Source organism: Sporomusa sp., from assembly GCF_035561155.1.
Lineage (GTDB): Bacteria > Bacillota > Negativicutes > Sporomusales > Sporomusaceae > Sporomusa.
Genome location: NZ_DATMYD010000054.1, coordinates 1 through 26,230, shown reverse-complemented (window position 1 = coordinate 26,230; position 26,230 = coordinate 1). Strand labels below are relative to the sequence as shown.

Genomic DNA, 26,230 nt, shown 5'->3' with positions numbered 1-26,230 from the left:
CCTAAGGAAATTAGGCTTTATCACCATAAGTGAAAGATATTCATTAATACACTAATTCTATTGAACCGCCGTATACCGAACGGTACGTACGGTGGTGTGAGAGGTCGCTGAGTAAATAATTACTCAGCTCCTACTCGATTTGAAAGTCTCGCTGTTAACTGATAAAAAACATTTATTCGGCAATAGGTTTGAGCCCTAAATTACGAACAGTATCAAGATCAGCAGTAGCACCACGTCCTGTTGTGGTAAGATAGTTGCCGATCAGCATTCCGTTGATTCCTGAGAGGAAACCGAGCGGAACAAGTTCACCGAGAGCTTGTTCGCGTCCGCCGGCATATCGAAGAATTTTATTAGGCAATATCATTCTAAAGATCGCAAATGTTTGCAGTACTTCCAGTGGTCTTAACGGTAACTGACCTTCAAGCGCGGTACCTTTTACGGGGTTTAAGACATTAATAGGAACTGAGTCCACATCTAGATCTCTAAGTGCAAAGGCGAGCTCAACTCTTTGTTCCCAAGTTTCACCTAGACCGATAATACCCCCTGAACAGACTTCAAGGCCTTCAGCTTTGACGTTTTTTATGGTTTCTATCCGCTCGTCATATGTATGAGTAGTACAGATTTGATCAAAGAAACTTTTGCTTGTTTCGAGGTTATGATGGTAGCGAGTAATTCCTGCTGCTTTTAACGCCTTAACATGATCAGGGCTTAATATCCCGAGTGAACAACACCGCTCCAGTCCTGTCTCACAGCCGATTTGTTTGATTGATTCGATAATTTGTTGAAAATCAGGATCATTTTTCATGCCGCAACCGGCAGTTACAATGCAAAATCGATAAGCGCCATGGGATTCTGCCCTTCTTGCCGCCTGCAGAATTTGATTTTGGCTCATTAATGGATAGGAATCTATTTTGACATCATGATGCGCAGATTGTGCACAAAATTTGCAGTCCTCAGAGCAGGACCCTGAACGTGCATTGACAATTTCACAGGTATCCACTTGATTACCAGTAAATGTGATACGGACTTTATTGGCAATTCCTAAGAGGATCGGAATATCTGATTCTTCAATTTGAGTAAGTTTTATTGCTTCTTCGAAAGTAAGAGGCTCTTGATTCAAAACCTTTCTTCCTAGTTCAAAAATTAAATTGTAGCTCATTTTTCTCCTCCAGTTAATTATTCTGGTTTGGGTTTAACCCCGCATCATAGATCATAGTAAAATCTTTAGCTGTATCGCGTCCGCTAAAGGTTAGATAGTTACCGACAATAAGTCCATTGGCACCTGCGAGCATAACAGCACCCTGCATATCCCTGAGGTTTACTTCGCGGCCGCCTGCGGGACGGATCACCTTAGCAGGTAGAACGAAACGGAAGATGGCAAATGTCTTAAGAATTTCAAGCGGTGATAATGGTGTTTGAGATGCTAACGAGGTACCCTGTATCGGATTAAGGATGTTAATAGGGATAGAATCAACATCTAGCTCTCTGAGGGTTACAGCTAAACTAATGCGGTCTTCCCATGCTTCACCAAGCCCAATAATACCTCCTGAACAAAGCTCAAGACCGGCATTCTTTGCGGCGATCAGGGTGTTAAAGCGTTCCTGGTAGGGATGGGTGGTGCATACTTCAGGATAAAAGCGTTCGCTGGTCTCAAGATTATGGGCATATCTTTTAACGCCTGCTTGCGCTAATCGTAGAGCTTGGTCGTTACTGATTGTCCCTAAGTTTGCGCAGATACCCATCCCCGATTGCTCACTGACGTACTGGATGAGCGCGACAATCTGCTCGAAATCAGGGTCAGTTTCCATGCCCTTGCCACTGGTGACAATGCTAGCTCGCCGTGCTCCGTCTTTACTAAGTTGCTCAATTTGGCTTAGGGCTTTATTGTGAGAGATAAGAGGAAATATTGAGCAGTTTGTGTGATGGTAAACTGACTGGGCGCAAAACTTGCAGTCTTCAGTGCACATGCCGGAGCGGGCGTTCACCACCCCGCACATATCTACTGATGTTCCAGCAAATTTAGCACGTATCTTATTAGCATAGGCCCCAAGCAGAGGAATGTCTTCTTCGCCAATCTCTGCTAAGGACCGGGCATCAGCAGTAGTGATACGATAGCCATCCAGCACCATTTCGCCGAGCTTAACAATATGTTTTGAATCCATTGATTGTTCTCCTTAGTATTGTTAACCTAAATTGGATGTGTGGTTTACCGTTTAATTAGTATATTACACTCTTGATTGCTAATTGTAAACTATAAATTTGGCAATGGTTAACTGACATGAGAAGGTCTGGTTTATACCATAAATTGAAAACGATGCAGGATATTGACCCAATATGTTGAAGTATAACTCAAAAGCATAAATGCGGGGTATGGTTTATGGGAATTCTGCAGAAAAAGCTAATTATTATTATTGTGCTGGCATGCGGGATATTGGCCTATAGCTTTCACGGGTTTTGGCAAAAAAGTTCAGACGACCAGGCGAGGGCTGCTGTATTACCGCCGCCGGGTAATACGACAACGGCAAACACAACCGCTAATGGAACAGGCAGTGAGGTTGTAGTTTATGTCAGCGGTGGCGTTATTAAACCGGGTGTATATAAACTGTCTCATGGCAGCCGGGTGGTTGATGCTGTTACTATGGCTGGCGGCTTTGCGCCAGGAGCAGATGCTGCAAAAATTAATCTGGCCCTGCAGTTAAAAGATGAAATGCAAATCAATGTTCCTTATGCAGTTGTTTCTGTAGGCGCTACTCCCGGTGCACCAGCTGTTAGTAGTGCTACTAGTAATAGTGGTGACCGGATAAATATAAATACAGCTTCGAAAGCTGAGCTGGATAAGCTGCCTGGTATTGGACCGGCTTTGGCTGACCGTATTATCGAATACCGCACGACAAACGGACCTTTTAAGGATATTACCGATATCAAAAAAGTACCGGGAATTGGTGACTCTAAATATAATCAATTTAAAGATAAAATCTCACTATAATCATGGAGAAATTAAATAATATTCTTGTGTTTACCTGTGCCTCTTTTGCAGCAGGCATTTGGCAAGCTGGATTATATAACTGGAATATCTCTATTCTTACGGCTCTGGCTATCTTATTGTTGCTGACAGCTGTATGGCGTGTTAATACTAATTGTCACCGGGTTTTTTGGCCGCTTATCGGCCTGTTTTTTATTGCCGGGATGATTTATTACACTCAGGATAGGATCGTACGTACAGATGATATCAGCCATTATATCGGACAAGCCGTCGCTGTTGAAGGCACCGTTGATGCTGTTCCGGAGGTAATCGAAACTGAACCGCAAAATTGGCAAGTTAGATATGTGGTCAGAGTTGAGAAAGTAAAAGCGGACCATCTGGAATCATTCGTACAGGCTAGCGGAAAAGTCCGGATCAGTGCCCAATATAAAGAACAGAAGTTTAAGCCAGCGGCCTACGGCGACAAAATAGCCGTTAATGGAAAGGTACTGGAGTTACATGGCTATAATAATCCAGGCCAGATAGACATGACGGCCGCTTTCAAGCGGCAGAACATCACTGCTCGCATGTCGGCACAAGGGCAAACCATCAAGATTATTACGGTGGATAATACATATTCCTGGCGTGTAGCGCTGGCTAACTGGCAACAGGGAATTGTTAACGCGTTACAAAAAGTAATGCCGGTAAACGATGCTGCTATTTTAACAACCGTGTTATTTGGCGGATATCAAGGCATAAATAAAAACGTGATTGATGATTTTGCAACAACAGGGTTAATCCATATTTTATCGGTCTCAGGTGCGCATATCGCCCTTGTGGCAGGTCTGATAAGATGGCTTGGCAGTCGGCTGGGATTAGGTTCTTTGGCGACGATAACCCTAGCGGCCTTGGTAGTCGTACTGTATGCGGTCATCAGCGGGCTTACACCACCGGTAATACGCTCTGCTGTTATGGGTTTAATCAGCCTGATGGCTGTAGTACTTGGCCGGGAAAACTATGCGCCTGCTGCATTATCTATTACTGCTTTGGGGATGCTTGTCTATCAGCCGTTGCTGCTATATGACATCAGTTTTCAGTTGTCTTTTGGAGCCACAGCCGGTCTGGTGTTTTTATACCAGCGGACACTAAACTGGATGTCCCGATTGCCATCCTGGTTAGCAGGACCGTTAGCCGTGACTGTGAGTGCTCAGCTTGGCGTGCTGCCGCTGATTGCCTGGTATTTTAACAATTTCCCGATAATCTCTGTTGTTGCTAATATCATTGTCTTGCCTATTGTTGAACTGGTGATAATACTCGGTCTGGCAGGTGTTGTTATCTACACTGCGGTTCCAGGTATTGGAAATATAGTATTTGTTATTAGCAGCCTGTTAATAGGCTTTGTTATGATGTGTACAGCGCTATTGGCATCATTACCTTATAGCTCTGCTTACATACCGTCTGTGGGGCTAACAGGCAGCGCCGGCTATTATTTGATGTTAGCCTGGGTCTATGGCTGGCGTCCGTTTCATATGCGCGGACCTAGGCAGCTTTTTGAGCAATGTCCGAGACTATGCGCCCTTACCGCAATACTAGTTGTCGGGGTAATAGTAGTATATACATGGTATCCACGACCATTGGCTGTACATTTTATTGATGTGGGCCAAGGGGATGCAACACTGGTGGTTACACCACACGGCAAGGCAGTTTTGGTAGATACTGGCGGCAGTTTCGGTGGCTCAAATTTTGATATCGGGGAGCGGGTAGTCGCTCCATATCTTAAACATTATGGCGTGACTGCTGTTGATTATCTAATCCTAACTCACGGGCATCAGGATCACGCTGGTGGGGCAGCCGGTGTTGCCGGCGATATTAGAATTATCAAAGTTATGCTGGCGCGGGAAGAGTACTCACAAGCAGTGCAAGCACTGCTTCACATCAAGCCGGCAGTCGCTATTATTCCTGTGTACACTGGTCAGACTTTCCAGCTTGATGATGTATTATTTAGCGTTGACCATGCTGTTGGCGATGGTGAGGCTAGCAGCCAGGCGGCCTCTGGTAACGAAGTATCCAGCGTAATCAGAGTAAGCTATGGTCAGCATAGTTTTCTGCTTACCGGTGATTTGGAAGCACAGGGGGAGGCTGCAATGCTTGCCCAAGGTGTTCTGCCCTGTACTGTGCTGAAAGTAGGACATCATGGTTCCAAAACATCTAGCACTGCGCCGTTTCTACAAGCTATTTCCCCTAGATTTGCCGTTATTTCTGTTGGTTACGGCAACCGGTTTGGTCATCCACACCCAGAAACGCTAAAACGGCTTGCTGAAATAAAAACGTTGATATATCGTACAGATAGGCAGGGAGCCATAGTTTTCAAATCAGACGGCAAGAATATAGAAGTTGATACTTACCTAAATAATAATTAAAGAATGGTGAAATATGGATTATAAAGCAGTACTTACTGCCATAAAACAGAATAAAATTGCTCCGTCTTACCTTATCTACGGTGAGGAAACATATCACATGCGGCAGGTAGAGCAAGCATTAATTAACTGTGTGGTTGCGCCTGAAGACAGGGATATGAATCTTATTGTGTTTGAGTCTGACCCACCTGTGGCGGAACTGGTCAATACGATTGAAACAATACCGTTTCTGGGCGGTAAAAACCTGATTATTGTTCGTAATACGGCTCTGTTCAGTGCCGGACGCAAGAGCAGCAGTGAAGAGGCGCAGGATAAGGCGGACCCTTCGACTGAGCGGTTGCTTAATCTATTTGGTAATATGCCTTCCTATAGTCACGTTGTGTTTATTACAACTGATAAAGCTGATAAACGCCGCAAGATCTATAAATCCCTTGAGAAAAATGGTCTGGTTTTGGAAGCAGCGCCGTTAAAAGGCAAGGATTTGCGGGGGTGGCTGACAGAACGGCTTGCTGAGCTCAAAATAAAAATGGCTACTGATGCCCAGGAGCATTTACTGGCGGCAGTTAGCATGATGCCACAGGTTTCACTTGATTTTATAAATAACGAGTTAGAAAAGGTAATCTTATATACAGCAGACAAAACGCTTATTACCCGACAGGATTTACTGCAAATTTTATCAGCAGTGCCAGAGGTATCAATATTTGCTATGGTTGAGGCGTTGAGCCAAAGGCAAACTCCTCAGGCGATTGCACTGCTGCGGGAAGAACTGGCAGCCGGGGAACATCCGGTCCGGATACTGGCGCTTTTAGCCCGGCAAATCAGGCAGTTATGGCAGGTTAAAGAATTGCTGAATAAGGGCTATGGCAGTCGGGAAGTAGCTGAGTCTCTAAAAGTACCTGGTTTTATTGGTGAGAAGCTAGCTAAACAAAGCCGGGTCTTTAATGGTGCTAAACTAAAAGCGGCTATGCTCAGTTTAGCTGCCGCTGACCGGGATTTAAAATCAAGCCGGACTGGACCGGTAGTGCTGGAGAAAATAATAATTGAACTGTGCGAGTTGTAAACGAACAATTTAACTCGAACATACCTTCAATAGGAAAAATCCCGTACAAGTGTACGGGATTTTACTTAAATCGATGATATGAGGATTATTTAATTTACTTTTTAAAATGATAAGGTAATGTAGATACAATCACATTTTCTCGCAGTATCAGCAGCGTCCTAAGAATCCATCCGGTCTGATTGTGAAGTAACCTATGCCACCATTTTGCTGGCTCAAACTCGGGAATTACAATTGTAATGTAGTGGTAGAGACTCTTGTGCATCTCTAATTCACTTACATACCCCAAAACTGGTTGAACAATTGATCTATAGGGAGAGTAGAGTACACGAAGCGGAATGTCTAAGTTTAGACTATTCCATTTTTCTTCGAATTTTCGACGTTCTTCTTCATCTGTATAAACATATAGGGCGATGACATCGCCGCCCAGAGTTTTGGAATACCTGATTGATGCGGCAACTACCTTGGTGATACCGGATATGGGAACTATTACGAGGTTCTTAGGATTATGTATTTCTAGATGGTCAACGAAATCCTCTGGGGAAACACGCAGCTGGTTTGCAGTAGTTAGATAGTGAGAGTGAATGGTTTTTAATATATAAATCATAGCCGGAATAAAAACAAGAACAATCCATGCGCCATGGGTAAACTTTGTTATCGCAATAACAAGCACAACTATGCCTGTCACACAAGCGCCGAAGCTATTGAGGGCCACGCGGGAAATCCATCCCGTATCTCTCTCCCGTCTCCACTTTACAACTAAACTGGATTGGGCAATGGTAAAAGAAAGAAACACGCCGATTGCATATAGAGAAATCAAGTGCTCAACATTACCATTAAAAACAAAAATTAATGCTGCTGAAACGAGACTTAGCAGCAGAATACCTTTTGAGTAGCCTAGTCGTTCGCCTTTTTCGCCCAGATAGCGTGGAACGTAAGAATCGCGGGCCATAATTGATAGAAGCGGAGGCAGTCCGTTGTAGGCAGTGTTTGCAGCCAAGTATAAGATAAGCATGGTCGTTATTTGTATGTAATAATAAGCCCATCCCCGTCCGAATACCTGCTCGGCAAGCTGGGAGAGCATGGTTACATTTTCTTCAGGCAACAGGTGATAATGCATAAACAGAAACGATATCCCGGCGATCATAAGGCCGAGAATAAGAGCCATAAAGTAGGTAGTTCTTATCGCGTTTTTTACTCCGGGTTCTTTAAACATCGGGACTCCGTTAGAGATAGCCTCTATGCCTGTCATAGAACTGCACCCGTTCGCAAATGCTCTCAACGCCAGGACGACAACCACCCAATCGGCTTGTTGTCTTACTAAAGACTCAGCAGGAACAATTGGAGCTATGCCGGTAAATGCCTTATAGACGCCGGTGCCGATCAAGCATACTATTCCTAATATGAAAAAGTACGTTGGCCATACAAAGACATTAGACGATTCCCTAACTCCTCTTAAGTTAAATACCGTCAGAATTCCGAAGAGAACTAATAAGTTAATTGACATTTCCCTCCCGATAAGGGCGGGAAATGCCGATACCAGGGCATCTGTTCCTGATGAGACGCTTACCGCAACGGTAAGAACATAGTCTGCAATCAGCGAAGCGGCTGCGACCAGAGCCGGAGTTTCACCTAAATTCTGCAAAGCGATAGAGTATGATCCACCGCCGCCAGGGTTCGCTCTTGCAACCTGGACATAAGACAGCGTTACAATTGCAAGGAGGGCAATTACCGCTATGGTAGCGTAGCCGAAATACCCATAGATCAGCATACCCGGAACGGCTAATGTTACGATGATTTGTTCTGGGCCATATCCTACCGAGGATAATGCATCTGAGGAAAAAATAGATAATGCCTTCCACTTGGGCAGTTTTTCATGTGCGGCTTCCTCAGTCTTAAGAGGTCTGCCGATAATCAGTCGTTGAAAGTTAAACATGGTTTTTTACTGGCCTCCTTGGTAATAAACGGGATAACAAGATAAGTATACGATAACGCCTGCCAAATTACCTTGTTACAATGTGAAAAAGTATCGTTTGCCGACTATATTATTATAGATCTAAAACTGAATGGACAGATTTACGTCTATACATATAGCTACCTAATAATAACATGCCGCTTAAGTTGACTTGGTATCTATATTATCGAGAAATATTATCTTAGCTTCGATTGAGGTTGAGAGAAGGTCGAGAACGATGCAAGTGAACCATCTTTGGGTGCGCTTGTTAGTCGGTGAGCCGGGATTTAGCATTAGAACTTTATTTTTCGTACAGATTAACGGCTGATGACTGTGGCCAAAAACGATGATATCCAAATTTTCGTTTTCAAAAGCTGCGTAAGCTCTGTCTACTGTACATTTCCCTGTGCCGTGTCCATGGAAGATACCAAGCCGGTAAGAACCAAACGTAATTATTTCTTTTTCCTTAAGGGAATCTTGAATAATACTGGAGTCCGCATTTCCCCACACCCCGTAAAACATGGCAGTTGCCTGTAATATCTTAACAACTCCTTCGCCAGTATAGTCGCCAGCATGTAGGATAAAGTCTACTGGCCCAAGCCGGTCTAACAAGACTTCAAGCTTAGTAGTGTCATGATTCAAATGAGTGTCAGATATAATTGCTATTCTCATATAAAGGACCTGCCTTTAGGTCTAGTTACTTTAGTCAGAAAGATATAATTGAATAAAATAAAAAAACGGAATGACGCCCCGTTTTCCGCCAAGTATAGCATGGTTATTTTTGAAGATACCTATTCTTAAGGAAATCCTCCCAGATAAACAAAAACCCTGTCCACTCATTATAGTGAACAGGGTTTTATTATTATGCTTGTTGAGTTGCATTAGCTCTACGAGCTAGGCGGGACTTCTTACGGGCTGCGGCATTTTTATGAATAACGCCCTTGGCGGCAGCTTTGTCAATAACGCTTGCGGCATTAGTCAGGAGGGTCTTGGCCTCATCTGCTTTACCGGCATGTGCAGCTTCCTCCACCTTACGGATAGAAGTCTTAATTGTTGATCTTACCGAATAATTGCGGGCACGCCGTTCAGCGTCAGTTTTTACGCTACGCTCAGATGCTTTAATATTTGGCAAGTAATTCACCTCCTTATGTATATATTACTGAACTATTCTAGCATGGACTACAGGAAAAAGCAAGCAATAATGTGAAACAAGGTTCGTATAACCGCCTTTTTTTCCGGATAAGATAGGTCTGAACCATTTAGGGTGTAAAGGAGAGAAAATCTATGGATCAGTTTTTTAATACAGTTCGAACCGACTTGGCCTTAGAAGCACGCGAAATGCTAACAAAACAGGTGCGGGAAGATATTCCTGGTGTGCTGGTTGAGACCAGCGAAGACGATGATGTGATTATAACCCGCGTCAATATCAGTACGCCCGAGGCTGAGCGCATGATGGGTAAAGCAAAAGGCAAATATATTACCATTGAAGCGCCGGGACTGAGGTACAAAAATACCCCATTACAGCAAAAAATAATGAATTTTTTAGCCACCGAACTGGCCGGAATGGTCAATCTGCCGCGCAATGCAACTGTCTTAATTGTAGGACTTGGCAATTGGAATGTTACTCCTGATGCGTTGGGGCCGCGGGCTGCACATAAAATAGTAGTTACTCGCCACCTTCAGGAATTGCTGTCGCCAGAACTTAAAGGCGGCGTACGTTCAGTATGTGCCATCGCTCCTGGCGTACTTGGCATAACCGGCATGGAAACTGCAGAAATCATTCAGGGAATTGTGAGCAATATTAAGCCCAATTTAGTGGTTGCCATTGACGCGCTAGCAGCAGCCTCCAGTCACAGGGTAATAACCACCGTACAGTTAGCCAATACGGGAATCCACCCCGGTTCTGGCGTTGGTAATAAACGTTTTGGTTTAACGCAAGCCTCGCTCGGTGTACCTGTGATTGCTATTGGCGTACCCACAGTCGTACATGCTTCCACAATTGCTATGGATACTATTAATACTCTGCAGGAGCATGCCGCTTTTGGCAGATATTTTAAAAGTATGGCAAACCTGTCTGATCAAGATCGCCATACAATTGTCCGTCAAGTGCTGCCTGAAATGCTCGGCGACCTTATGGTAACGCCTAAGGAGGTTGACAGGCTAATTGAAGATATTGCCGCCGTTGTAGCGGGTGGTATTAACCAAGCCATGCATCCTAATATTGATTACGAGAATATTCATATGTATTTACACTGACACAGCTAGTCCGATAATAACTGTAATATCGCCACGCCGCCAGGCATATACATTGTATGTAAACAAAATTATCAAGAGACAACCCATATGGGGTCTGGCGGAGGCGGCAATGGTAACAAGAAAAGAACGAAAACAAAGCACCCAAAATAGGCTTTGGAATGATTTCTTGCAAGTGCACAGCACCTCTAAATTTTTTAACATAGTGTTAATTGGGTTCATGGTTTTACTGGCAAGCGGGATATCTATTGCCACATATCTCAATTTGACAAGTGCTATTCCTGTAAGCGGGTCGGCCTACTACGGCCAGTACTTGCCTTCTTTGTGGCCCCAAGGAAAGGACGTGCTTTTTTTAGGTATCCCCGGTTTGTCCAGGATAGCCCAGCCACCAAGCGCAGTAAAAATAACACCTGAACTAAATGCGGAAACAATTGCTCATAAATTGGTGTTATCGTTTGCTGGTATTGATTTTAAGGATTTACGTTCGTTATTTTCGCAGGAAATACCCTTTATGTTAGCTTTCAAAAAGACGGGTACGCCGACTGTCAGTGCGGCCAGTTTACCAAACTTCCCTAAATTTGACGCTAAAAATACGACAAGCAGTGATAACCCACTGGTAGCAATCTATCATACTCATACGGCTGAAGCCTTTATTCCCAACTCAGGGGTGTCCCATAGGCCGGGCGGTCAGCGTGGTGATATTGTTGAGGTTGGATTGGCTTTAGCAAAGCAGTTGGAGAAAGACGGAGTAAAAGCCATTCATAGCGCTACCATTCACGATTACCCAAGTTTTATGAAAGCATACGGTCCCTCGGAGATTACAGCCCAAAAATTATTGACGGAAAACCCGTCTATCCAAATGATTTTCGACATTCACCGGGATGCTGACAAACGCGAAAATGTAACCGCAGTAGTTAACGGTGTGCAAATGGCAAAAATTACTATTGTTGTAGCCACCGGGCAGCAAGATCTGCCACAGCCTCATTGGCAGCAAAACCATGCGTTTGCGAAATTAATTGATGCTAAGTTAAATGCTAAATATCCAGGAATATGTCGCGGTATTCAACTGGTGGAATGGCGATATAACCAACATCTCCATCCACGGGCTTTACTAGTTGAGGTAGGTTCACAGGAAAGCAGCAAGGAAGAGGCCGTGCGCAGTATCGAAGTACTTGGAGACGTGTTGGCCGAAATACTCGCTGAAAGCCGGTAGCTACGATAAGGAGGGGTGCCGTGTTCGAACGAGTAGAGGCAGGCGATATTGGGATCATCGCCCGGGGCCTGCTGATATTGCTAACAATTATTGTAATTGGTGTGGGAGTAGCTGAACATCAGTTAGGTACGCTTACTCAGCGACCGGGACAAGAACGGTTCTTTTACATTGGACGTAATCAGGAACATGTATATTCGGCTTATGCTTTTGGTTATGGTCTGACTCTGGGAAGTGTATATTCTTGGGGGAATATTTCACGCACAGAACGCAGTATTGTGCTGAACTTCGCTGATCGCGCATTTATTATACCTACCAAGGTAGAGGTAGATGGTTCGCAGTTCTGGTATTGGTTCGGTGTCTGGCACAGACAATTCGTCGAAGAAGCGTTTATTGCTAAAAAACGAGCCATCGAATATTGGAACCAAGCCAAACCATATATTGAAGCTAATTTTCAAAAGGCAAGAGACAAAACTCAGTGTGCCATACAGCAAATCGGTGAATATATTCGCGAATATAGGTAGAGCTTGCAGTTAGCGGGCGGCTGATGGTATAATTTATAGAAATATGTAAAAAAGCTTTATTATACCAGGGAGGAGCCCCGAGTTTGATGGATACAGGACATATTCGCAATTTTTCAATTATCGCCCACATCGACCATGGCAAGTCGACACTTGCAGACCGGTTGTTGGAGTACACAGGAGCTCTCTCTGCCCGCGAGATGGAAAACCAGGTTTTAGACCAGATGGAACTTGAGCGCGAGCGTGGCATTACAATTAAAGCTCAGGCTGTCCGGTTGTCTTATACAGCAAAAGACGGCGAAACGTACATGCTCAATCTAATTGATACTCCAGGACACGTTGACTTTACGTATGAGGTTTCCCGCAGTTTGGCCGCTTGTGAGGGTGCGCTCTTAGTGGTAGACGCCGCGCAGGGGATCGAGGCCCAGACACTGGCTAATGTTTACCTGGCGCTTGAGCACAACCTCGAGATCATTCCGGTAATTAATAAAATTGATCTGCCCAGCGCAGAACCGGAACGGGTTAAAACCGAAATTGAAGACGTGATCGGTTTGGACACCACTGATGCCGTCTTGGCCAGTGCCAAGACTGGGATTGGTATTGCAGAGATTCTTGAGGCAATCGTCAGAAAAGTTCCCCCGCCTGCGGGCAAAGCAGATGAACCCTTAAGTGCGCTTATTTTTGATTCTCATTTTGATTCATATAAAGGCGTAATTGTTTATGTCCGGGTCATGAATGGTACTATCACACCAGGCATGAAGATTAAAATGATGGCAACCAACAAGGTGTTTGAGGTTACTGAGGTTGGCGTTTTCCGCCCTTATCTCGCTAACGTTAAGGAGTTAGGGCCAGGACAGGTCGGTTTTGTTGCAGCAAGTATTAAAAACGTCAAAGATACCAGAGTAGGCGATACAGTTACCAGTGCAGAACGACCAGTAGCCGAGCAGTTGCCAGGCTACCGCAAAATTACCCCGATGGTATATTGCGGTCTATACCCGGTAGATAGCTCTGACTATGAAAACTTGCGTGACGCACTAGAGAAACTGCAGCTAAATGATGCCTCACTGGTTTTTGAACCTGAGACCTCTATTGCGCTTGGGTTTGGTTTTCGCTGCGGGTTTCTTGGACTCCTTCATATGGACGTTGTCCAGGAACGCTTGGAACGCGAATATAACCTGACGCTCATCACCACGGCACCCAGTGTAATTTATCGTGTGTATAAAACAGATAGCGAAGTTATCGAGATTGAAAACCCGTCAAAATTGCCAACAGCGCAAGAGATTGACCATGTCGAAGAACCTTACGTAAAAGCTACGGTAATGGTTCCTAATGACTACGTGGGCGCGGTTATGGAATTGTCCCAGGAAAAGCGCGGCGAGTTTAAGGACATGAAATACCTTGATGCTAACCGGGTCATGTTGACCTATCACTTGCCGCTTAGTGAGATCATTTTTGACTACTTTGATAAATTGAAATCATCAACACGCGGCTATGCTTCTCTTGATTACGAACTTCTGGGGTATCAGACTTCAGCGCTTGTTAAATTGGATATCCTCCTTAACGGCGAGCCTGTAGACGCCCTCAGTGTAATCGTTCACAGGGATCGGGCGGCGCAGCGCGGTCGTCAGCTTGCTGAAAAATTAAAAGAGATTATTCCCCGCCAAATGTTCGAAATTCCTATTCAGGCTGCTATCGGTAGTAAAGTAATTGCACGGGAGACGGTACGGGCCATGCGCAAAGATGTGCTTGCCAAATGCTATGGCGGTGACATTACCCGTAAGCGCAAGCTTCTCGAAAAGCAAAAAGAGGGTAAGAAAAGGATGAAACAGGTTGGCAGCGTGGAAGTTCCTCAAGAAGCCTTTATGGCTATTTTGAAGATGGATTAAAGGGTAAACGCGATGAGTGAGCTTGGCCTATACCTTCATATGCCGTTTTGCCGGCAAAAATGTCTGTATTGTGACTTTTCTTCCTACTCGGGAGCAGAACACCTATTTGTGGCTTATACTGCCGCCTTGTGTCAGCAGATTGCTGAACAGGGCGGTCTGTTATGTAAGCCGACTGTAGACACAGTCTATGTTGGCGGTGGAACGCCCAGTCTGTTGCCTGTACAACTCCTGGAGCAAGTAATGTCTTGTCTTTATACTAACTTTAACATCAAAAATGATGCTGAAATTAGTATGGAAGCCAACCCTGGTACCGTAACAAGAGAGCAGCTAGTTACGTTGAAAGCGGCAGGGATAAATAGACTCAGTTTTGGTGTGCAATCCTTTAATAATGACTTGCTTGCCCGCCTGGGGCGAATTCATAAAACGGCAGATACTCTTACTGCGCTTGAATACGCTTATGCCACTGGGTTTAATAATATTAGTATTGATATGATGTATGGTCTGCCAGGACAGACGGTCGAGGGTTTTGCCCGGGAGCTTGAGCAGGCAGTTGCGGTTAATACCAGCCATATTTCGGTATATGGCCTTAAACTGGAAGAAGGCACTCCATTTGCAGCAGCCTATGATCGAGGGTCGCTTAAATTACCAGACGAAGCAACCGAGGAAGCAATGTATGATCGAATGGTTGACTTTTTGCCTGGCCGAGGTTTGTTGCGTTACGAGATTTCAAACTTTGCTCGACCAGGTTTGGAGTGCCGCCATAACATGAAATATTGGCAGTATCAACCTTATTTAGGTATTGGCGCCGCAGCACATTCCTTCTTGAATGGTGAGCGGATAAGTAATGTAACGGGAATTCAGGAATACATCAGTGCCATATTCGAGGGACGTTCCCCGGTTGTAATGAGAGAAATACTAACTAAGGACCAGTCGATGGCCGAGTATATATTTTTAGCATTACGCACTTCTCAAGGGCTGACCTTAGCTAATTTTTATCAACGTTTTTGCGTTGATTTTTTCAGACATTTCGGCAATATTTTTGAGAAGCTCCAGCGGCAAGACTTGGTGGAAACAGATTCCAGGCGGGTATGGCTGACTGACAGAGGCATGAAATTTGGTAATATTGTATTTAGTAGTTTTTTGCCTGATTAGATAAAGTGCGAATAAGCTTCAGATGAAAGTTTTAGAGCCACTTACTCATTGATAAAGCCTTTAGTATCTTGACATTAAACCCAATGAGTGGTATTTTTTTAGTAGGCGTTAGCACTCGACTGACATGAGTGCTAACAACAGGAGGTGAAGTCGGTGTTAGATGAAAGAAAGCGCCAAATTCTGCAAGCCATTATTGATGACTACATATCTACTGCTGAACCAATCGGCTCGCGGACGATTGCACGTAAATACAATTTGGGAGTCAGTCCGGCCACTATCCGTAATGAAATGGCAGATTTGGAGCTTTTAGGCTATCTTGAGCAACCGCATACTTCCGCTGGTAGGATACCATCAGTCAAAGGCTACCGTTTTTATGTCGACTGTTTATTAGCGCCACCCCAGATTTCTGACACAGACATTGCAATTATTGATAATTGGTACTATACGAAGGCGCGACGGATTGAAGAAGTTTTTCAGGAGACAGTTAAAATTTTGTCTCGCATGACCCAGAATGTCTCGATGGTACTGGCACCGCAGGTGTCACAGTGTACTTTTAGATATCTTCAGTTTTTGCCACTGGATGAGCGCCGGTCGATTGTTGTCATTGTCACTGATACTGGGCTACTAGAAAATAAAATAATTGAAATACCTGAGGGGCTTCGTCATGAGGACTTGAGCCGCGTGGCCAACGCGATAAACTCCCGCTTGGGAGGCTTGGCTGTTGACCGGATAACAACGCCGGTTCTAAAGGATATCCAAAACGATATCAGACCTGATCCAAAAGTTTTTGAACAGGCTATTACACTCTTAAAGCAGGCTCTTACCGTTGAGAAAAGTGACAAGGTTTACCTTGGCGGCACGACACAAATGCTAAATCAGCCTGAATTCAGGGATGTCGATAAAGTTAAAGGCCTGTTAACGATGTTTGAAGAAGATAAATTGTTGTGCGATATTCTCCACATGCCCAACAGTGACGGAGTAGTTGTTACTATTGGGCAGGAAAATAAATATACAGGCATTCACGACTGCAGTGTTGTTCAAGCCACTTACCGCATTGACGGCCAGGTGGTAGGAACTGTGGCTGTGCTTGGCCCAACCAGAATGGAGTATGGCAAAACTATGTCTGTGCTTAAGTTTATGCAGCGCCATTTAGGTGAAATTCTGAAAAAGTATAAGGTGTTGTGATAGGGGGAACTACATGAATTTGAAGCAAGCTGGCAGTGGCGCCGACGTGGATGAGCGTTTGGCCGCTCTGTTAACTAACGCGAATGCTGTACGGGCAATTACTGCTGCCGTCGAAGGCACTATCGGCCCTAAAGGGCTTGATACTATGCTTGTTGACCGCTTTGGTGAAGTCATTATTACCAATGACGGTGTTACTATTCTCGATAAAATGGATGTCAACCATCCGGCAGCGAAAATGCTGATTAACACTGCCAAGGCCCAACAGGCAGAAGTTGGAGATGGTACCACCACTACGACGATTATGGCTGGCAGCCTGGTATCAGAAGGCGTAAGTCAAGTCATGCGCGGGGTACCTGTGGCCAGAGTAATTGAAGGCATAAAATATGGTGTGTCCAAGGTCTTAGATGGCGTTAAGGAACGAGCCCGCACAATTACTGCGGTTAATGACCCAATACTCCGGAGTATTGCCATGATTGCCGGGCGGGAACATACGGATATTGCAGACTTGGTTGTAGAAGCAGCTAAGCTGATTGGCGTGGAAAAACTTAATGAATACAATTTTAAGCTATCCGAGATTATCACCGCGGAAGCTGGAGCAAATAATGAAGTATTTATGGGCGTTATCGTTGATCAGGAACGCATGACGCAGGAAATGCCTGAAGAAATTACAAAAGCAAAATTGCTGCTTATTGATGATGCGCTTGAACCTGAAGAGATTGAAGATGAAGCGCTAAGCACCGAAGCGGGTTTTAAACGCTACATCGATCTTCAGGATGAATTTAAGAAAAATGTTCAAAAAATTGTCGGCCTTGGCATTAATGTTGTTATGGTTGACCGGGGTGTACATAGTGCCGCTGAAGAAATCCTTACCGACGCAAACATTATGGTTATTGAGCGTGTATCCTCGAAAGACTTACGCCGGGTGGCCGATCATACTGGTGCGCGAATGATCAAACGCACCGGTCTAAAAAAAGAATCGGTTGATATTGAAAAGTATCTGGGTGCTGCTGAAAAGGTATACCAGGATGAGAAGCTCGAACAAGTGCGGGTCATTGGCGGCAGCGGCAAACCCATGGCTACAATTTTGGTAGGTGCAGCCACTGAGGAAGTAGTGGGTGAACGCGAACGTATTGCTAAAGACGCTGCTTCAAGCGTGCAGGCTGCTGTGAAAGGCGGCTACGTGCCAGGCGGCGGTTCGATAGAAGTGGCCATGGCCAGGGAAGTTGGTAAATACCGGGAGAACCTTAAGGGAATGGCGGCTTATGGTCTTGATTGCGTGACAAACGCTCTCAAACAGCCTTTGTCACAAATCGTAGAAAACGCGGGTTTTAATCCTTTGGAAAAGGTTGAAGAAGCTGTTACTTCTCAAGCCGCGCAAAACTGCGATTCGCTGGGGATAGATTGTGATACCGGCGAAGTGGCCGATATGTTGGAACGGGGCGTAATTGATCCTGTTCCGGTAAAACTTCATGCCATAAAGGCCGCCGGTGAAGTGGCTGTAGCAATTTTGCGTATTGATACTATTATCAAGAAAAAAGAAGAAGGGGCCAATGCCCAGAAGGCAGGCGCTGCCGATAGCGGTATGCCTGATTTTTAACAAGCGGAGGTGGGTTTAATGGCAGAAAAAGAACAACAACAAGTACCGGGCGAGACAGGCCAGGAAACAGGGGCCGAAACGGCGTCTGCTGATAATCCTGAAATATGCTTTAATCCCGGGGATGTAGAGCAGTTTATGTCCGCATTGAATGAAAAAAGCCGGCTACTTGATGAAATGACTGACAGGTATAAGCGGCTACAGGCCGATTTTGATAATTTCCGGCGGCGGACCAGGCAAGAAAAAGAAGAATTATCAGCAGTTGTAGCCGAACGTATTATTTGTGAGCTATTGCCTGTTGTTGATAACTTTGAGCGGGCAACCGCTAGCGCTGCCACTGATGTCGATACCTTGGCAACCGGGGTACAAATGATTTTCCGGCAATTAAATAATGCTCTTTGCCAATTAGGTGTAGAGCCTGTAAATGCCGTCGGAAATATATTTGACCCGAGTCAGCATGAGGCTGTAATGCGGGTTGAAGATGTCAGTCAGCCTGATGGTATGGTAATTGAAGAATTACAAAAAGGTTACAAAGTAAATGGTCGGGTAATCCGCCCTAGTATGGTAAAAGTAGCAGCAAACAGTTAATAGGCAGTTTATTTAAGGAGGAAATGTACAATGGCAAAAGTAATTGGTATTGACCTTGGTACTACTAACTCAGTAGTGGCTGTAATGGAAGGCGGCGAGCCTGTTGTTATTCCTAACCCGGAAGGCAGTCGTATTACACCTTCAGTAGTAGGTTTTTCGAAAAATGGTGAGCGCTTAATTGGACAAATTGCTAAGCGCCAAGCAGTATCCAATCCCGATGGCACAGTTAGCTCTATTAAACGCCACATGGGAACTACTTATAAAGTGAATATTGATGGTAAGGACTATACTCCACAGGAAATTTCAGCGATGATTCTGCAAAAACTCAAATCAGACGCTGAAGCATATTTAGGTGAAAAAGTAACCCAGGCTGTAATTACAGTTCCTGCTTACTTTTCTGACAGCCAGCGTCAGGCTACCAAAGATGCCGGTGCTATCGCCGGATTAGAAGTACTTCGTATCATCAATGAGCCTACGGCAGCTGCTTTGGCCTATGGTATGGATAAAGGTAATGACCACACCATATTGGTATTTGACTTGGGCGGCGGTACTTTTGACGTGTCCATTCTTGAGTTGGGTGACGGTGTATTTGAAGTTAAAGCCACTAGCGGTAATAACCGTTTGGGCGGCGACGACTTTGACGAACGTGTCATGAACTGGCTGGTAGCCGAATTCAAAAAAGAGCAGGGTATAGACTTAGCAAACGACCGTATGGCCATGCAGCGTCTGAGAGAAGCTGCTGAAAAAGCAAAAATTGAATTGTCAGGCGTACTTACTACTAATATTAACCTACCGTTTATTACTGCTGATCAAACTGGTCCAAAACACCTTGACATCAGCCTGACTCGTGCTAAATTTGAAGAATTGACTGCTGATCTTGTTGAAGCTACTATGGGACCAACCCGTCAAGCTTTGAGTGATGCCGGATTATCAGCTAAAGATATTGACAAAGTTATCCTTGTTGGTGGATCCACTCGTATTCCTGCTGTTCAGGAAGCCATTAAAAAGTCTTTGAGCAAAGAACCTCATAAAGGTGTTAACCCGGACGAGTGTGTAGCCGTTGGTGCTGCAATTCAAGCGGGTGTACTTGTTGGTGAAGTAAAAGACGTATTGCTCTTAGATGTTACGCCACTGTCTTTGGGTATTGAAACTCTGGGTGGGGTATTTACTAAAATTATTGATCGTAACACTACCATTCCAACTTCCAAGAGCCAAACTTTCTCGACTGCTGCTGATAACCAGCCGTCTGTTGATATTCATGTGCTGCAGGGTGAGCGTGAAATGGCTTCTTATAACAAGACCCTGGGACGTTTTGAACTTTCGGGCATTCCGCCTGCTCCCCGCGGTGTACCGCGCATTGAAGTTAGCTTTGACATTGACGCTAACGGTATCGTTCATGTATCTGCAAAGGATTTAGGAACAGGTAAAGAGCAGAAGATTACCATTACCTCTTCCGGTGGTCTTGATAAGGATGAGGTAGAAAGAATGGTAAAAGAAGCCGAGTCTCATGCTGCCGAAGATAAAAAACGTAAAGAAGAAGTAGAAGTTCGCAACAATGCCGATTCTCTGGTATATAATGCAGAGAAGACCATTAAAGAGTTTGGCGATAAAGCAGATAAAGCCCTTATAGAAAAGGTTCAGCAGGCGGCTGATAAACTTAAGGAAACGTTGAAAGGCAGTGACCTTGAGGCAATTAAGGCCGATACCGAAGAACTCACTAAACCGCTTTATGAATTGTCAACAGCTATGTACCAAGCGAACGCTCAGGCTGAAGGCGCTCAAGGTGCCCCGCAGGGTCAGCAAGGCGCTCAGCATGATGATAAAGTAGTTGACGCTGAGTATAAAGTGATGGACGACGAGAAGAAATAAAATTGTTTTGGGATGGTGTGAAGTGAGTAAGCGAGACTATTATGAAGTGCTGGGTGTAGCCAAAACGGCGTCTGAAGATGAGCTGAAGAAGGCGTACCGTAAATTGGCCCGCAAGTACCATCCTGATGTTAACCGTGATGAACCCAAGGAAGCTGAGGAAAAATTTAAAGAAGTCAATGAAGCTTACGAAATTCTATCTAATGCCGAACGCCGGGCGCAGTATGACCAATTTGGTCATGCTGCGTTCGACGCCGCTAACGGCGGGGGCGGATTTGGCGGTGCCGGTGCTGGCGGCTTCTCTGATATATTTGATATGTTCTTTGGTCAAGCAGGATTTGGGTTCGGCGGTGGTCGGAATGCGGGGCCTGAGCGGGGACCTGATTTACGGTACGACATGGAGATAAGCTTCGAGGAAGCAGCTTTTGGCTTAGAAACTGAAATTCAAGTGCCGCGTACCGAAGATTGCGGCGTCTGTCAAGGCTCAGGTTCGGCGGCAGGTACGCATCCCGAAACTTGTCCTGAATGCCGGGGCACAGGCCAGGTTCAGGTAACGCAGAACACTCCTTTTGGCCGTATGGTCAATGTGAGAGCTTGTGAGCGCTGCCGAGGAGAAGGCAAAATTATTAAGACGCCGTGTAAAGAATGTAACGGGCGGGGAAAAATCCGCGTCAAACGCAAAATTAAAATCAAAATTCCGGCTGGGGTTGACAATGGATCAAGACTCAGAGTGGCTCATGAAGGCGAAGCGGGACAACGGGGCGGCCCTCCCGGGGATTTGTATGTTTATCTTTTCGTAAAACAGCATAAACTGTTTACACGTGAAGGAAACGATGTTATTTGCGAGGTGCCGATTAATTTTGTTCAGGCTACACTGGGTGATGAAATCGAAGTGCCCACACTTGATGGTAAAGTTAAACTTAAAATTCCTGAAGGTACCCAAACCGGAACAGTGTTTCGGATAAAAGATAAAGGGATTCCTCATTTACGTGGTCATGGTCGTGGCGACCAGCATGTACGTGTTAAGTTAATAACCCCGAAGAAGCTGACCGATCGTCAAAAAGAGCTCTTACAGGAGTTTGCTAAAGCCGGCGGCGCCGACCCTACATCTGAGGAAAAAGGCTTTTTTAAAAAATTTAAAGATGCTTTTGGAGCTATATAATATTGTTATATTGAAGTTTAAGGGGTGATGGCGCATGAAATGGGCTGAAATCAGCATTCAAACCTCCCATGAAGCTACTGAAGCAGTAGCTGATATTTTCCATGACCTGGGCGCTAGCGGGGTAGTGATAGAAGATCCTGAACTGGTCAATGCTTACCGGCGCTCTGGGAGCTGGGATTACTGCGACATCCCCGAGGAACTCAACACAGAAGTTGTAACTATCAAAGCTTATTTACCGGTTGATGAGCTCTTGGACGATAAGCTGCGTGTATTCGAGGAGCGCGTAAACCGGCTCCATGAACATAATCTTGATAAAGGCCGTGGCTGCATTAACTGCCGGGAAGTGCAGGAAGAGGACTGGGCTTCATCCTGGAAAGAATATTTTCATCCAGTGCGGGTGAGTGAGCATATTGTTATTAAGCCGTCCTGGGAAGCTTATTTGCCAGCTGAGGGGGACATCGTTATCGAACTGGACCCTGGCATGGCTTTTGGCACAGGCACTCATCATACTACTGCCATGTGTGTCCGCTTCTTAGAAGATGTTATCAAGCCAGACAATATTGTGTTTGATGTTGGAACAGGTTCCGGTATATTGGCAGTCGCTGCTGCTAAACTGGGCGCAGCCAGTGTGCGAGCAGTTGACCTTGATCCGGTAGCAGTGCGAGTTGCTAAAGAGAATACTGCATTTAACAACGTCACCGCAACTGTTGAAGTTACCCAAGGTGATCTTTTAACAGGTGTAGACGGCAAGGCAGATGTGATAGTTGCTAACATTATTGCGGACATAATCATTAAAATGCTGCCTGACGTCAGGGCACGACTGGTCGATAATGGCGTATTTATTGCCAGCGGCATTATTACTGAGCGTTTGAGCGATGTCACCGCAGCCCTTATTGATAACGGGTTTGTTGTTGACAAAGTTACCGAAGAAGGCGGCTGGGTGGCCATTGTGGCCGGCAGCGGCAGCCGTTAAGGAGGCGCTTACATGCGCCGTTTCTTTATAAATGCATCCATTAGTGACAACATGATTATTGATGGCGCTGACGCCCGACATATCGCTTTGGTGCTTAGACTGGCCGCTGGTGATACTGTGCTAATATCCGGCCAAGACGGAAGATCCGGTAAAGCTGAAATCATCCAGGTAAGTACAGATGCCGTACAGCTCAGACTGCTTGAGCTTATTGATGCCAATACCGAGCCGCCGATTGCTACTTGGCTAGTTCAAGGTTTAGCAAAAGGCGAAAAAATGGATTTTATTGTCCAAAAGGCAGTGGAGCTTGGTGTGTCTGGCATAATTCCAGCAATTACTGAGCATTGCGTAGTTAGATATGATTTGGCTAAACAAGCAGATAAAGTAGCCCGCTGGCAAAAGATAGCCCGTGAGGCAGCCAAACAGTGCGGCAGGAGTTATATTCCTAAGATCTTTCCTGTGACCCGCCTCGCTGATGTGTTTACATATCATGAATTAACCTCTGCAAGTAAAATCATGTTGTATGAGGGACAAGCTTCGCAAGGGTTAAAACAGGCGCTAACTGAAGCTAACAGGCAAGCTTATTTGCTCTTCATAGGTCCAGAAGGGGGCTTTAGCCCTACTGAAGTCGACTTATGCCAGGAAAACAGCGTTAGAATTGTTACCATGGGGCCGAGGATTATGCGTACTGAGACAGCGGCGGTAGCGGCGCTAACTGCCGTTATGTACGAGTGCGGCGATTTAGGAGGCTAACTATGGCACAAGTGGCGTTTACAACACTGGGCTGTAAAGTAAATCAGTTTGAAACTGAAGTAATGGAAGGGCTGTTTAAAGCCAAGGGTTACGAGGTAGTGGGTTTTGACGAACAAGCAGATGTCTATGTTATTAATACCTGTTCGGTCACGAATCTGGGTGAGAAAAAATCCCGGCAACTCATTCGCAGGGCCGGTCGCCAGAATGCTGCTGCAATCATTGCCGTTGCTGGCTGCTACTCTCAGGTTTCTCCCGACCAGGTAGCCCAAATCCCTGGCGTAGACGTTATTGTGGGTACTCAGGACAGAGCACAGATTGTCGAACTGGTAGAGGCTGCGGCAGCCAACAATCGGACAACTCAAGTCAATGCCGTTACTGATATCATGCAGGCCAAAGAATTTGAGGATATTCCGCTCTTTTCCATACCGGGCCGGACAAGAGCATTTCTTAAGATACAGGAAGGTTGTACTAATTTTTGTACTTATTGCATTATTCCTTATGCCCGTGGTCCCTTGCGTTCAAGGCCACTTGCCAGTATTGCAACTGAGACTGAAAAATTGGTGGCAGCCGGGTTTACTGAGATTGTTCTCACAGGGATTCATCTGGGTGCCTTCGGCCGTGACCTTTCAGGTGCAGGGATGGAAATTTCACTTGTTGATGCTGTAAAAACCGTGCTTGCTGCCGGCGGCACGGGGCTAATACGTCTCAGATTGGGTTCACTTGAATCAGTAGAGGTGTCTGATAGCTTAGTATCTTTAATGCAAACAGATAAGCGTCTTTGTCCGCATCTTCATTTGCCGTTGCAATCAGGTGACGACAGAGTTTTAAAAGCCATGAACAGGCATTATACCACTACTGAGTATCGAGCTTTAATCACAGGAATAAAATCCCGGGTACCGACAATTGCTGTTACTACTGATATCATTGTTGGTTTTCCCGGCGAGACGGACGAAATGTTTGAAACTACGCTGGCTTTTGTCAATACAATGTCATTTGCCAAAATACATATATTTCCCTACTCGCTGCGGACAGGGACGCCTGCAGCCGGATTTTCCGCGCAGGTAACTGAAACAGAAAAAAAACGGCGGGTACAACATTTGCAGCAAATCGCCGACAGGCAAACAGTAGAATTTCATAAGTCATTTATTAATCAAAAACTCGGTGTATTGTTTGAGAATAACGAAAATAAAGGATTGATTTCAGGTTTAACGGGGAACTATATACGTGTTTATGCACACGGTGCCCAGGAAAACATTGGGAAAATTAGTACTGTCATTCTTAAACGTCTACATAAAGATGGGCTCTGGGGCGAAATAATTGAATAAATTTCTTTGCTTACCATTTTTTCGGCAGGAATTTATATAATTAGGCAGAATATTTTAGAGAGTAAATGTATATTACTATCTACTGCGGGGGGAGTGCCTATGCAGCAGGACTGTATATTTTGTAAGATTGCAGCTAACGACATCCCTGTGAATGCCGTTTATGAAGATGAATATCTTATCGCGTTTCCGGATATAAATCCCGTTGCTCCTGTACATTTGTTGGTAATACCTAAAAAACATATTGCCAACATTCTGGAAGCAGCGCCTGAGGATACCGCATTGCTCGGACGTTTAATGGCAACAATTCCTAAGATAGCAGCACTTGCTGGTCTAGCTGAAGATGGTTTCCGTACAGTCATCAACACCAAAGATAATGGTGGGCAGACTGTGTATCACCTTCACTTCCACATTTTGGGCGGCCGATTTATGACTTGGCCTCCAGGTTAATATTGACAGTATTCCTTGTTTTGGTGTATAATAGTTAGGTGTATGTTATTCAAGTACACTTCCTCGTAATGGTTCTAGTGGAGGGAGGGAGATCAGATGTCTGAAGTTAAAGTAGGCAAAAATGAAACGCTTGACAGCGCACTCCGTCGGTTCAAGCGTACTTGCCAAAAAGCCGGGGTTCTTGCGGAAGTAAGAAAACGCGAGCATTATGAGAAACCCAGCGTAAAACGCAAGAAAAAATCCGAAGCAGCGCGTAAACGCAAGTTTAACTAGTTTCGGAGGTATCAATTTGCATGTCTATTAAAGACAAGTTAACCGAAGATATGAAGCAGGCCATGAAGGACAAAGAAGCCGGCAAACTTAGGCTTTCTGTTATACGAATGGTACGTGCCAGTATCAAAAATGTAGAAATTGACAAAAAGAAAGAACTTGCTGAAGAGGAAGTTCTGGATGTACTGGCTAAAGAAGTCAAAATGCGCCGGGATTCGATCGAAGAGTTTAAAAAAGGTAACCGTCCTGATTTGGTGGAAACCATTGAACGAGAAATCGACATTCTGATGCAGTACCTTCCTGAACAACTGAGCGAACAAGAAGTACGCGTTCTTGTAGCCGAGGCTGTTAAAGTAGCTCAGGCTGCAAACGCCAAGGATATGGGCAAGGTTATGGCTGTACTGATGCCAAAAGTTAAGGGCCGTGCTGACGGTAAACTGGTAAACAGTGTTGTACGGGAGTTCTTAAATCAGTAGTACAGATTAAGTCCGGCGCTAACAGCGCCGGATTTTAGTTATATGTATCAGAATTTATAAGTTTAGAGAGGCTACGGCAGGAGAAATGGCGCGGGTTTGCGGAAATACGGAGGCATGAAGAAGAACATCTTATGGCAGATCTTTTTTGATGCAAAACAGAATTGGAAGCGGTTCGTCGAGAA

Annotated in this window: 24 protein-coding genes; 19 read left to right on the top strand and 5 right to left on the bottom strand. The window is 45.0% G+C overall.

Going from position 1 to position 26,230, the window contains the following annotated elements:
- Window positions 1-172: 172 nt before the first annotated feature.
- Window positions 173-1,159 carry a biotin synthase BioB gene (gene bioB, locus VN447_RS06585; RefSeq protein WP_325524064.1) on the bottom strand — a complete coding sequence of 329 codons (987 nt, stop codon included), beginning with the start codon at window positions 1,157-1,159 and terminating at the stop codon, window positions 173-175.
- A 13-nt stretch (window positions 1,160-1,172) separates the two neighbouring features.
- Window positions 1,173-2,162 (bottom strand): biotin synthase BioB, encoded by a 990-nt coding sequence (bioB, locus tag VN447_RS06580; protein WP_325524062.1) that lies wholly within the window; start codon window positions 2,160-2,162, stop codon window positions 1,173-1,175.
- 215 nt (window positions 2,163-2,377) lie between these two features.
- Here bioB (VN447_RS06580) and VN447_RS06575 point away from each other — a divergent pair, with 215 nt between their 5' ends.
- From VN447_RS06575 to holA, 3 genes are read left to right on the top strand one after another with little or no spacing between them, the layout of a single operon-like run.
- Window positions 2,378-2,986: a ComEA family DNA-binding protein gene (locus VN447_RS06575; RefSeq protein WP_325524060.1), complete on the top strand. Its 609-nt coding sequence runs from the start codon at window positions 2,378-2,380 to the stop codon at window positions 2,984-2,986.
- 2 nt (window positions 2,987-2,988) lie between these two features.
- Window positions 2,989-5,382, top strand: a complete 2,394-nt coding sequence (locus tag VN447_RS06570; RefSeq protein WP_325524058.1) for a DNA internalization-related competence protein ComEC/Rec2 — start codon at window positions 2,989-2,991, stop codon at window positions 5,380-5,382.
- Window positions 5,383-5,395: 13 nt separating this feature from the next.
- Window positions 5,396-6,439 (top strand): DNA polymerase III subunit delta, encoded by a 1,044-nt coding sequence (holA, locus tag VN447_RS06565; protein WP_325524056.1) that lies wholly within the window; start codon window positions 5,396-5,398, stop codon window positions 6,437-6,439.
- 94 nt (window positions 6,440-6,533) lie between these two features.
- Here the strand turns inward: holA and VN447_RS06560 are convergent, their stop codons facing one another.
- From VN447_RS06560 to rpsT, 3 genes are all read right to left on the bottom strand, one after another.
- Entirely contained in the window at window positions 6,534-8,372 is a 1,839-nt protein-coding gene (locus VN447_RS06560) for an APC family permease (RefSeq protein WP_325524054.1), read from the bottom strand.
- Between the two features lie 180 nt (window positions 8,373-8,552).
- A complete protein-coding gene (locus VN447_RS06555; protein ID WP_325524052.1) occupies window positions 8,553-9,062 on the bottom strand; it encodes a metallophosphoesterase in 510 nt (169 codons plus the stop codon).
- 190 nt (window positions 9,063-9,252) lie between these two features.
- The gene (rpsT, locus tag VN447_RS06550; protein ID WP_325524050.1) at window positions 9,253-9,522 is read right to left on the bottom strand and encodes a 30S ribosomal protein S20; all 270 of its coding nucleotides are present in this window, start codon (window positions 9,520-9,522) and stop codon (window positions 9,253-9,255) included.
- Between the two features lie 152 nt (window positions 9,523-9,674).
- Here rpsT and gpr point away from each other — a divergent pair, with 152 nt between their 5' ends.
- The 16 genes from gpr to VN447_RS06470 all read left to right on the top strand — a co-directional run bounded on the left by gpr (window position 9,675) and on the right by VN447_RS06470 (window position 26,048).
- Window positions 9,675-10,646: a GPR endopeptidase gene (gpr, locus tag VN447_RS06545; RefSeq protein WP_325524048.1), complete on the top strand. Its 972-nt coding sequence runs from the start codon at window positions 9,675-9,677 to the stop codon at window positions 10,644-10,646.
- Between the two features lie 109 nt (window positions 10,647-10,755).
- Complete coding sequence (gene spoIIP, locus VN447_RS06540; protein WP_325524046.1) at window positions 10,756-11,856, top strand: stage II sporulation protein P; 1,101 nt, start codon at window positions 10,756-10,758, stop codon at window positions 11,854-11,856.
- Window positions 11,857-11,876: 20 nt separating this feature from the next.
- Window positions 11,877-12,377: a hypothetical protein gene (locus VN447_RS06535; protein WP_325524044.1), complete on the top strand. Its 501-nt coding sequence runs from the start codon at window positions 11,877-11,879 to the stop codon at window positions 12,375-12,377.
- An 86-nt stretch (window positions 12,378-12,463) separates the two neighbouring features.
- Window positions 12,464-14,260 (top strand): translation elongation factor 4, encoded by a 1,797-nt coding sequence (lepA, locus tag VN447_RS06530; protein ID WP_325524066.1) that lies wholly within the window; start codon window positions 12,464-12,466, stop codon window positions 14,258-14,260.
- 12 nt (window positions 14,261-14,272) lie between these two features.
- Complete coding sequence (gene hemW / locus VN447_RS06525) at window positions 14,273-15,412, top strand: radical SAM family heme chaperone HemW (protein WP_325524042.1); 1,140 nt, start codon at window positions 14,273-14,275, stop codon at window positions 15,410-15,412.
- A gap of 153 nt (window positions 15,413-15,565) precedes the next feature.
- Complete coding sequence (gene hrcA, locus VN447_RS06520) at window positions 15,566-16,597, top strand: heat-inducible transcriptional repressor HrcA (RefSeq protein ID WP_325524040.1); 1,032 nt, start codon at window positions 15,566-15,568, stop codon at window positions 16,595-16,597.
- A 13-nt stretch (window positions 16,598-16,610) separates the two neighbouring features.
- On the top strand, window positions 16,611-18,194 hold the full coding sequence (locus tag VN447_RS06515) for a TCP-1/cpn60 chaperonin family protein (RefSeq protein ID WP_325524038.1): 1,584 nt from the start codon (window positions 16,611-16,613) through the stop codon (window positions 18,192-18,194).
- 18 nt (window positions 18,195-18,212) lie between these two features.
- Window positions 18,213-18,779, top strand: coding sequence for a nucleotide exchange factor GrpE (gene grpE / locus VN447_RS06510; protein WP_325524036.1), 567 nt, complete (start codon window positions 18,213-18,215; stop codon window positions 18,777-18,779).
- 30 nt (window positions 18,780-18,809) lie between these two features.
- Window positions 18,810-20,648, top strand: coding sequence for a molecular chaperone DnaK (gene dnaK, locus VN447_RS06505; RefSeq protein ID WP_325524034.1), 1,839 nt, complete (start codon window positions 18,810-18,812; stop codon window positions 20,646-20,648).
- A gap of 22 nt (window positions 20,649-20,670) precedes the next feature.
- A complete protein-coding gene (gene dnaJ, locus VN447_RS06500; protein WP_325524032.1) occupies window positions 20,671-21,807 on the top strand; it encodes a molecular chaperone DnaJ in 1,137 nt (378 codons plus the stop codon).
- Window positions 21,808-21,841: 34 nt separating this feature from the next.
- A complete protein-coding gene (gene prmA, locus VN447_RS06495) occupies window positions 21,842-22,780 on the top strand; it encodes a 50S ribosomal protein L11 methyltransferase (RefSeq protein ID WP_325524031.1) in 939 nt (312 codons plus the stop codon).
- 12 nt (window positions 22,781-22,792) lie between these two features.
- A complete protein-coding gene (locus tag VN447_RS06490; protein WP_325524030.1) occupies window positions 22,793-23,530 on the top strand; it encodes a 16S rRNA (uracil(1498)-N(3))-methyltransferase in 738 nt (245 codons plus the stop codon).
- A 2-nt stretch (window positions 23,531-23,532) separates the two neighbouring features.
- Entirely contained in the window at window positions 23,533-24,855 is a 1,323-nt protein-coding gene (gene mtaB / locus VN447_RS06485) for a tRNA (N(6)-L-threonylcarbamoyladenosine(37)-C(2))-methylthiotransferase MtaB (protein WP_325524028.1), read from the top strand.
- Between the two features lie 99 nt (window positions 24,856-24,954).
- Complete coding sequence (locus VN447_RS06480; RefSeq protein ID WP_325524026.1) at window positions 24,955-25,302, top strand: histidine triad nucleotide-binding protein; 348 nt, start codon at window positions 24,955-24,957, stop codon at window positions 25,300-25,302.
- Window positions 25,303-25,398: 96 nt separating this feature from the next.
- Window positions 25,399-25,575, top strand: coding sequence for a 30S ribosomal protein S21 (gene rpsU / locus VN447_RS06475; RefSeq protein WP_021167731.1), 177 nt, complete (start codon window positions 25,399-25,401; stop codon window positions 25,573-25,575).
- Window positions 25,576-25,595: 20 nt separating this feature from the next.
- Complete coding sequence (locus VN447_RS06470; protein ID WP_325524010.1) at window positions 25,596-26,048, top strand: GatB/YqeY domain-containing protein; 453 nt, start codon at window positions 25,596-25,598, stop codon at window positions 26,046-26,048.
- Window positions 26,049-26,230: the final 182 nt, after the last annotated feature.

Coding starts and splice junctions, on each gene's coding strand:
- bioB (WP_325524064.1), bottom strand. CDS start 1,159: ATGAGCTACAATTTAATTTTTGAACTAGGAAGAAAGGTTTTGAATCAA.
- bioB (WP_325524062.1), bottom strand. CDS start 2,162: ATGGATTCAAAACATATTGTTAAGCTCGGCGAAATGGTGCTGGATGGC.
- VN447_RS06575 (WP_325524060.1), top strand. CDS start 2,378: ATGGGAATTCTGCAGAAAAAGCTAATTATTATTATTGTGCTGGCATGC.
- VN447_RS06570 (WP_325524058.1), top strand. CDS start 2,989: ATGGAGAAATTAAATAATATTCTTGTGTTTACCTGTGCCTCTTTTGCA.
- holA (WP_325524056.1), top strand. CDS start 5,396: ATGGATTATAAAGCAGTACTTACTGCCATAAAACAGAATAAAATTGCT.
- VN447_RS06560 (WP_325524054.1), bottom strand. CDS start 8,372: ATGTTTAACTTTCAACGACTGATTATCGGCAGACCTCTTAAGACTGAG.
- VN447_RS06555 (WP_325524052.1), bottom strand. CDS start 9,062: ATGAGAATAGCAATTATATCTGACACTCATTTGAATCATGACACTACT.
- gpr (WP_325524048.1), top strand. CDS start 9,675: ATGGATCAGTTTTTTAATACAGTTCGAACCGACTTGGCCTTAGAAGCA.
- spoIIP (WP_325524046.1), top strand. CDS start 10,756: ATGGTAACAAGAAAAGAACGAAAACAAAGCACCCAAAATAGGCTTTGG.
- lepA (WP_325524066.1), top strand. CDS start 12,464: ATGGATACAGGACATATTCGCAATTTTTCAATTATCGCCCACATCGAC.
- hemW (WP_325524042.1), top strand. CDS start 14,273: ATGAGTGAGCTTGGCCTATACCTTCATATGCCGTTTTGCCGGCAAAAA.
- VN447_RS06515 (WP_325524038.1), top strand. CDS start 16,611: ATGAATTTGAAGCAAGCTGGCAGTGGCGCCGACGTGGATGAGCGTTTG.
- grpE (WP_325524036.1), top strand. CDS start 18,213: ATGGCAGAAAAAGAACAACAACAAGTACCGGGCGAGACAGGCCAGGAA.
- dnaK (WP_325524034.1), top strand. CDS start 18,810: ATGGCAAAAGTAATTGGTATTGACCTTGGTACTACTAACTCAGTAGTG.
- prmA (WP_325524031.1), top strand. CDS start 21,842: ATGAAATGGGCTGAAATCAGCATTCAAACCTCCCATGAAGCTACTGAA.
- VN447_RS06490 (WP_325524030.1), top strand. CDS start 22,793: ATGCGCCGTTTCTTTATAAATGCATCCATTAGTGACAACATGATTATT.
- mtaB (WP_325524028.1), top strand. CDS start 23,533: ATGGCACAAGTGGCGTTTACAACACTGGGCTGTAAAGTAAATCAGTTT.
- VN447_RS06480 (WP_325524026.1), top strand. CDS start 24,955: ATGCAGCAGGACTGTATATTTTGTAAGATTGCAGCTAACGACATCCCT.
- rpsU (WP_021167731.1), top strand. CDS start 25,399: ATGTCTGAAGTTAAAGTAGGCAAAAATGAAACGCTTGACAGCGCACTC.
- VN447_RS06470 (WP_325524010.1), top strand. CDS start 25,596: ATGTCTATTAAAGACAAGTTAACCGAAGATATGAAGCAGGCCATGAAG.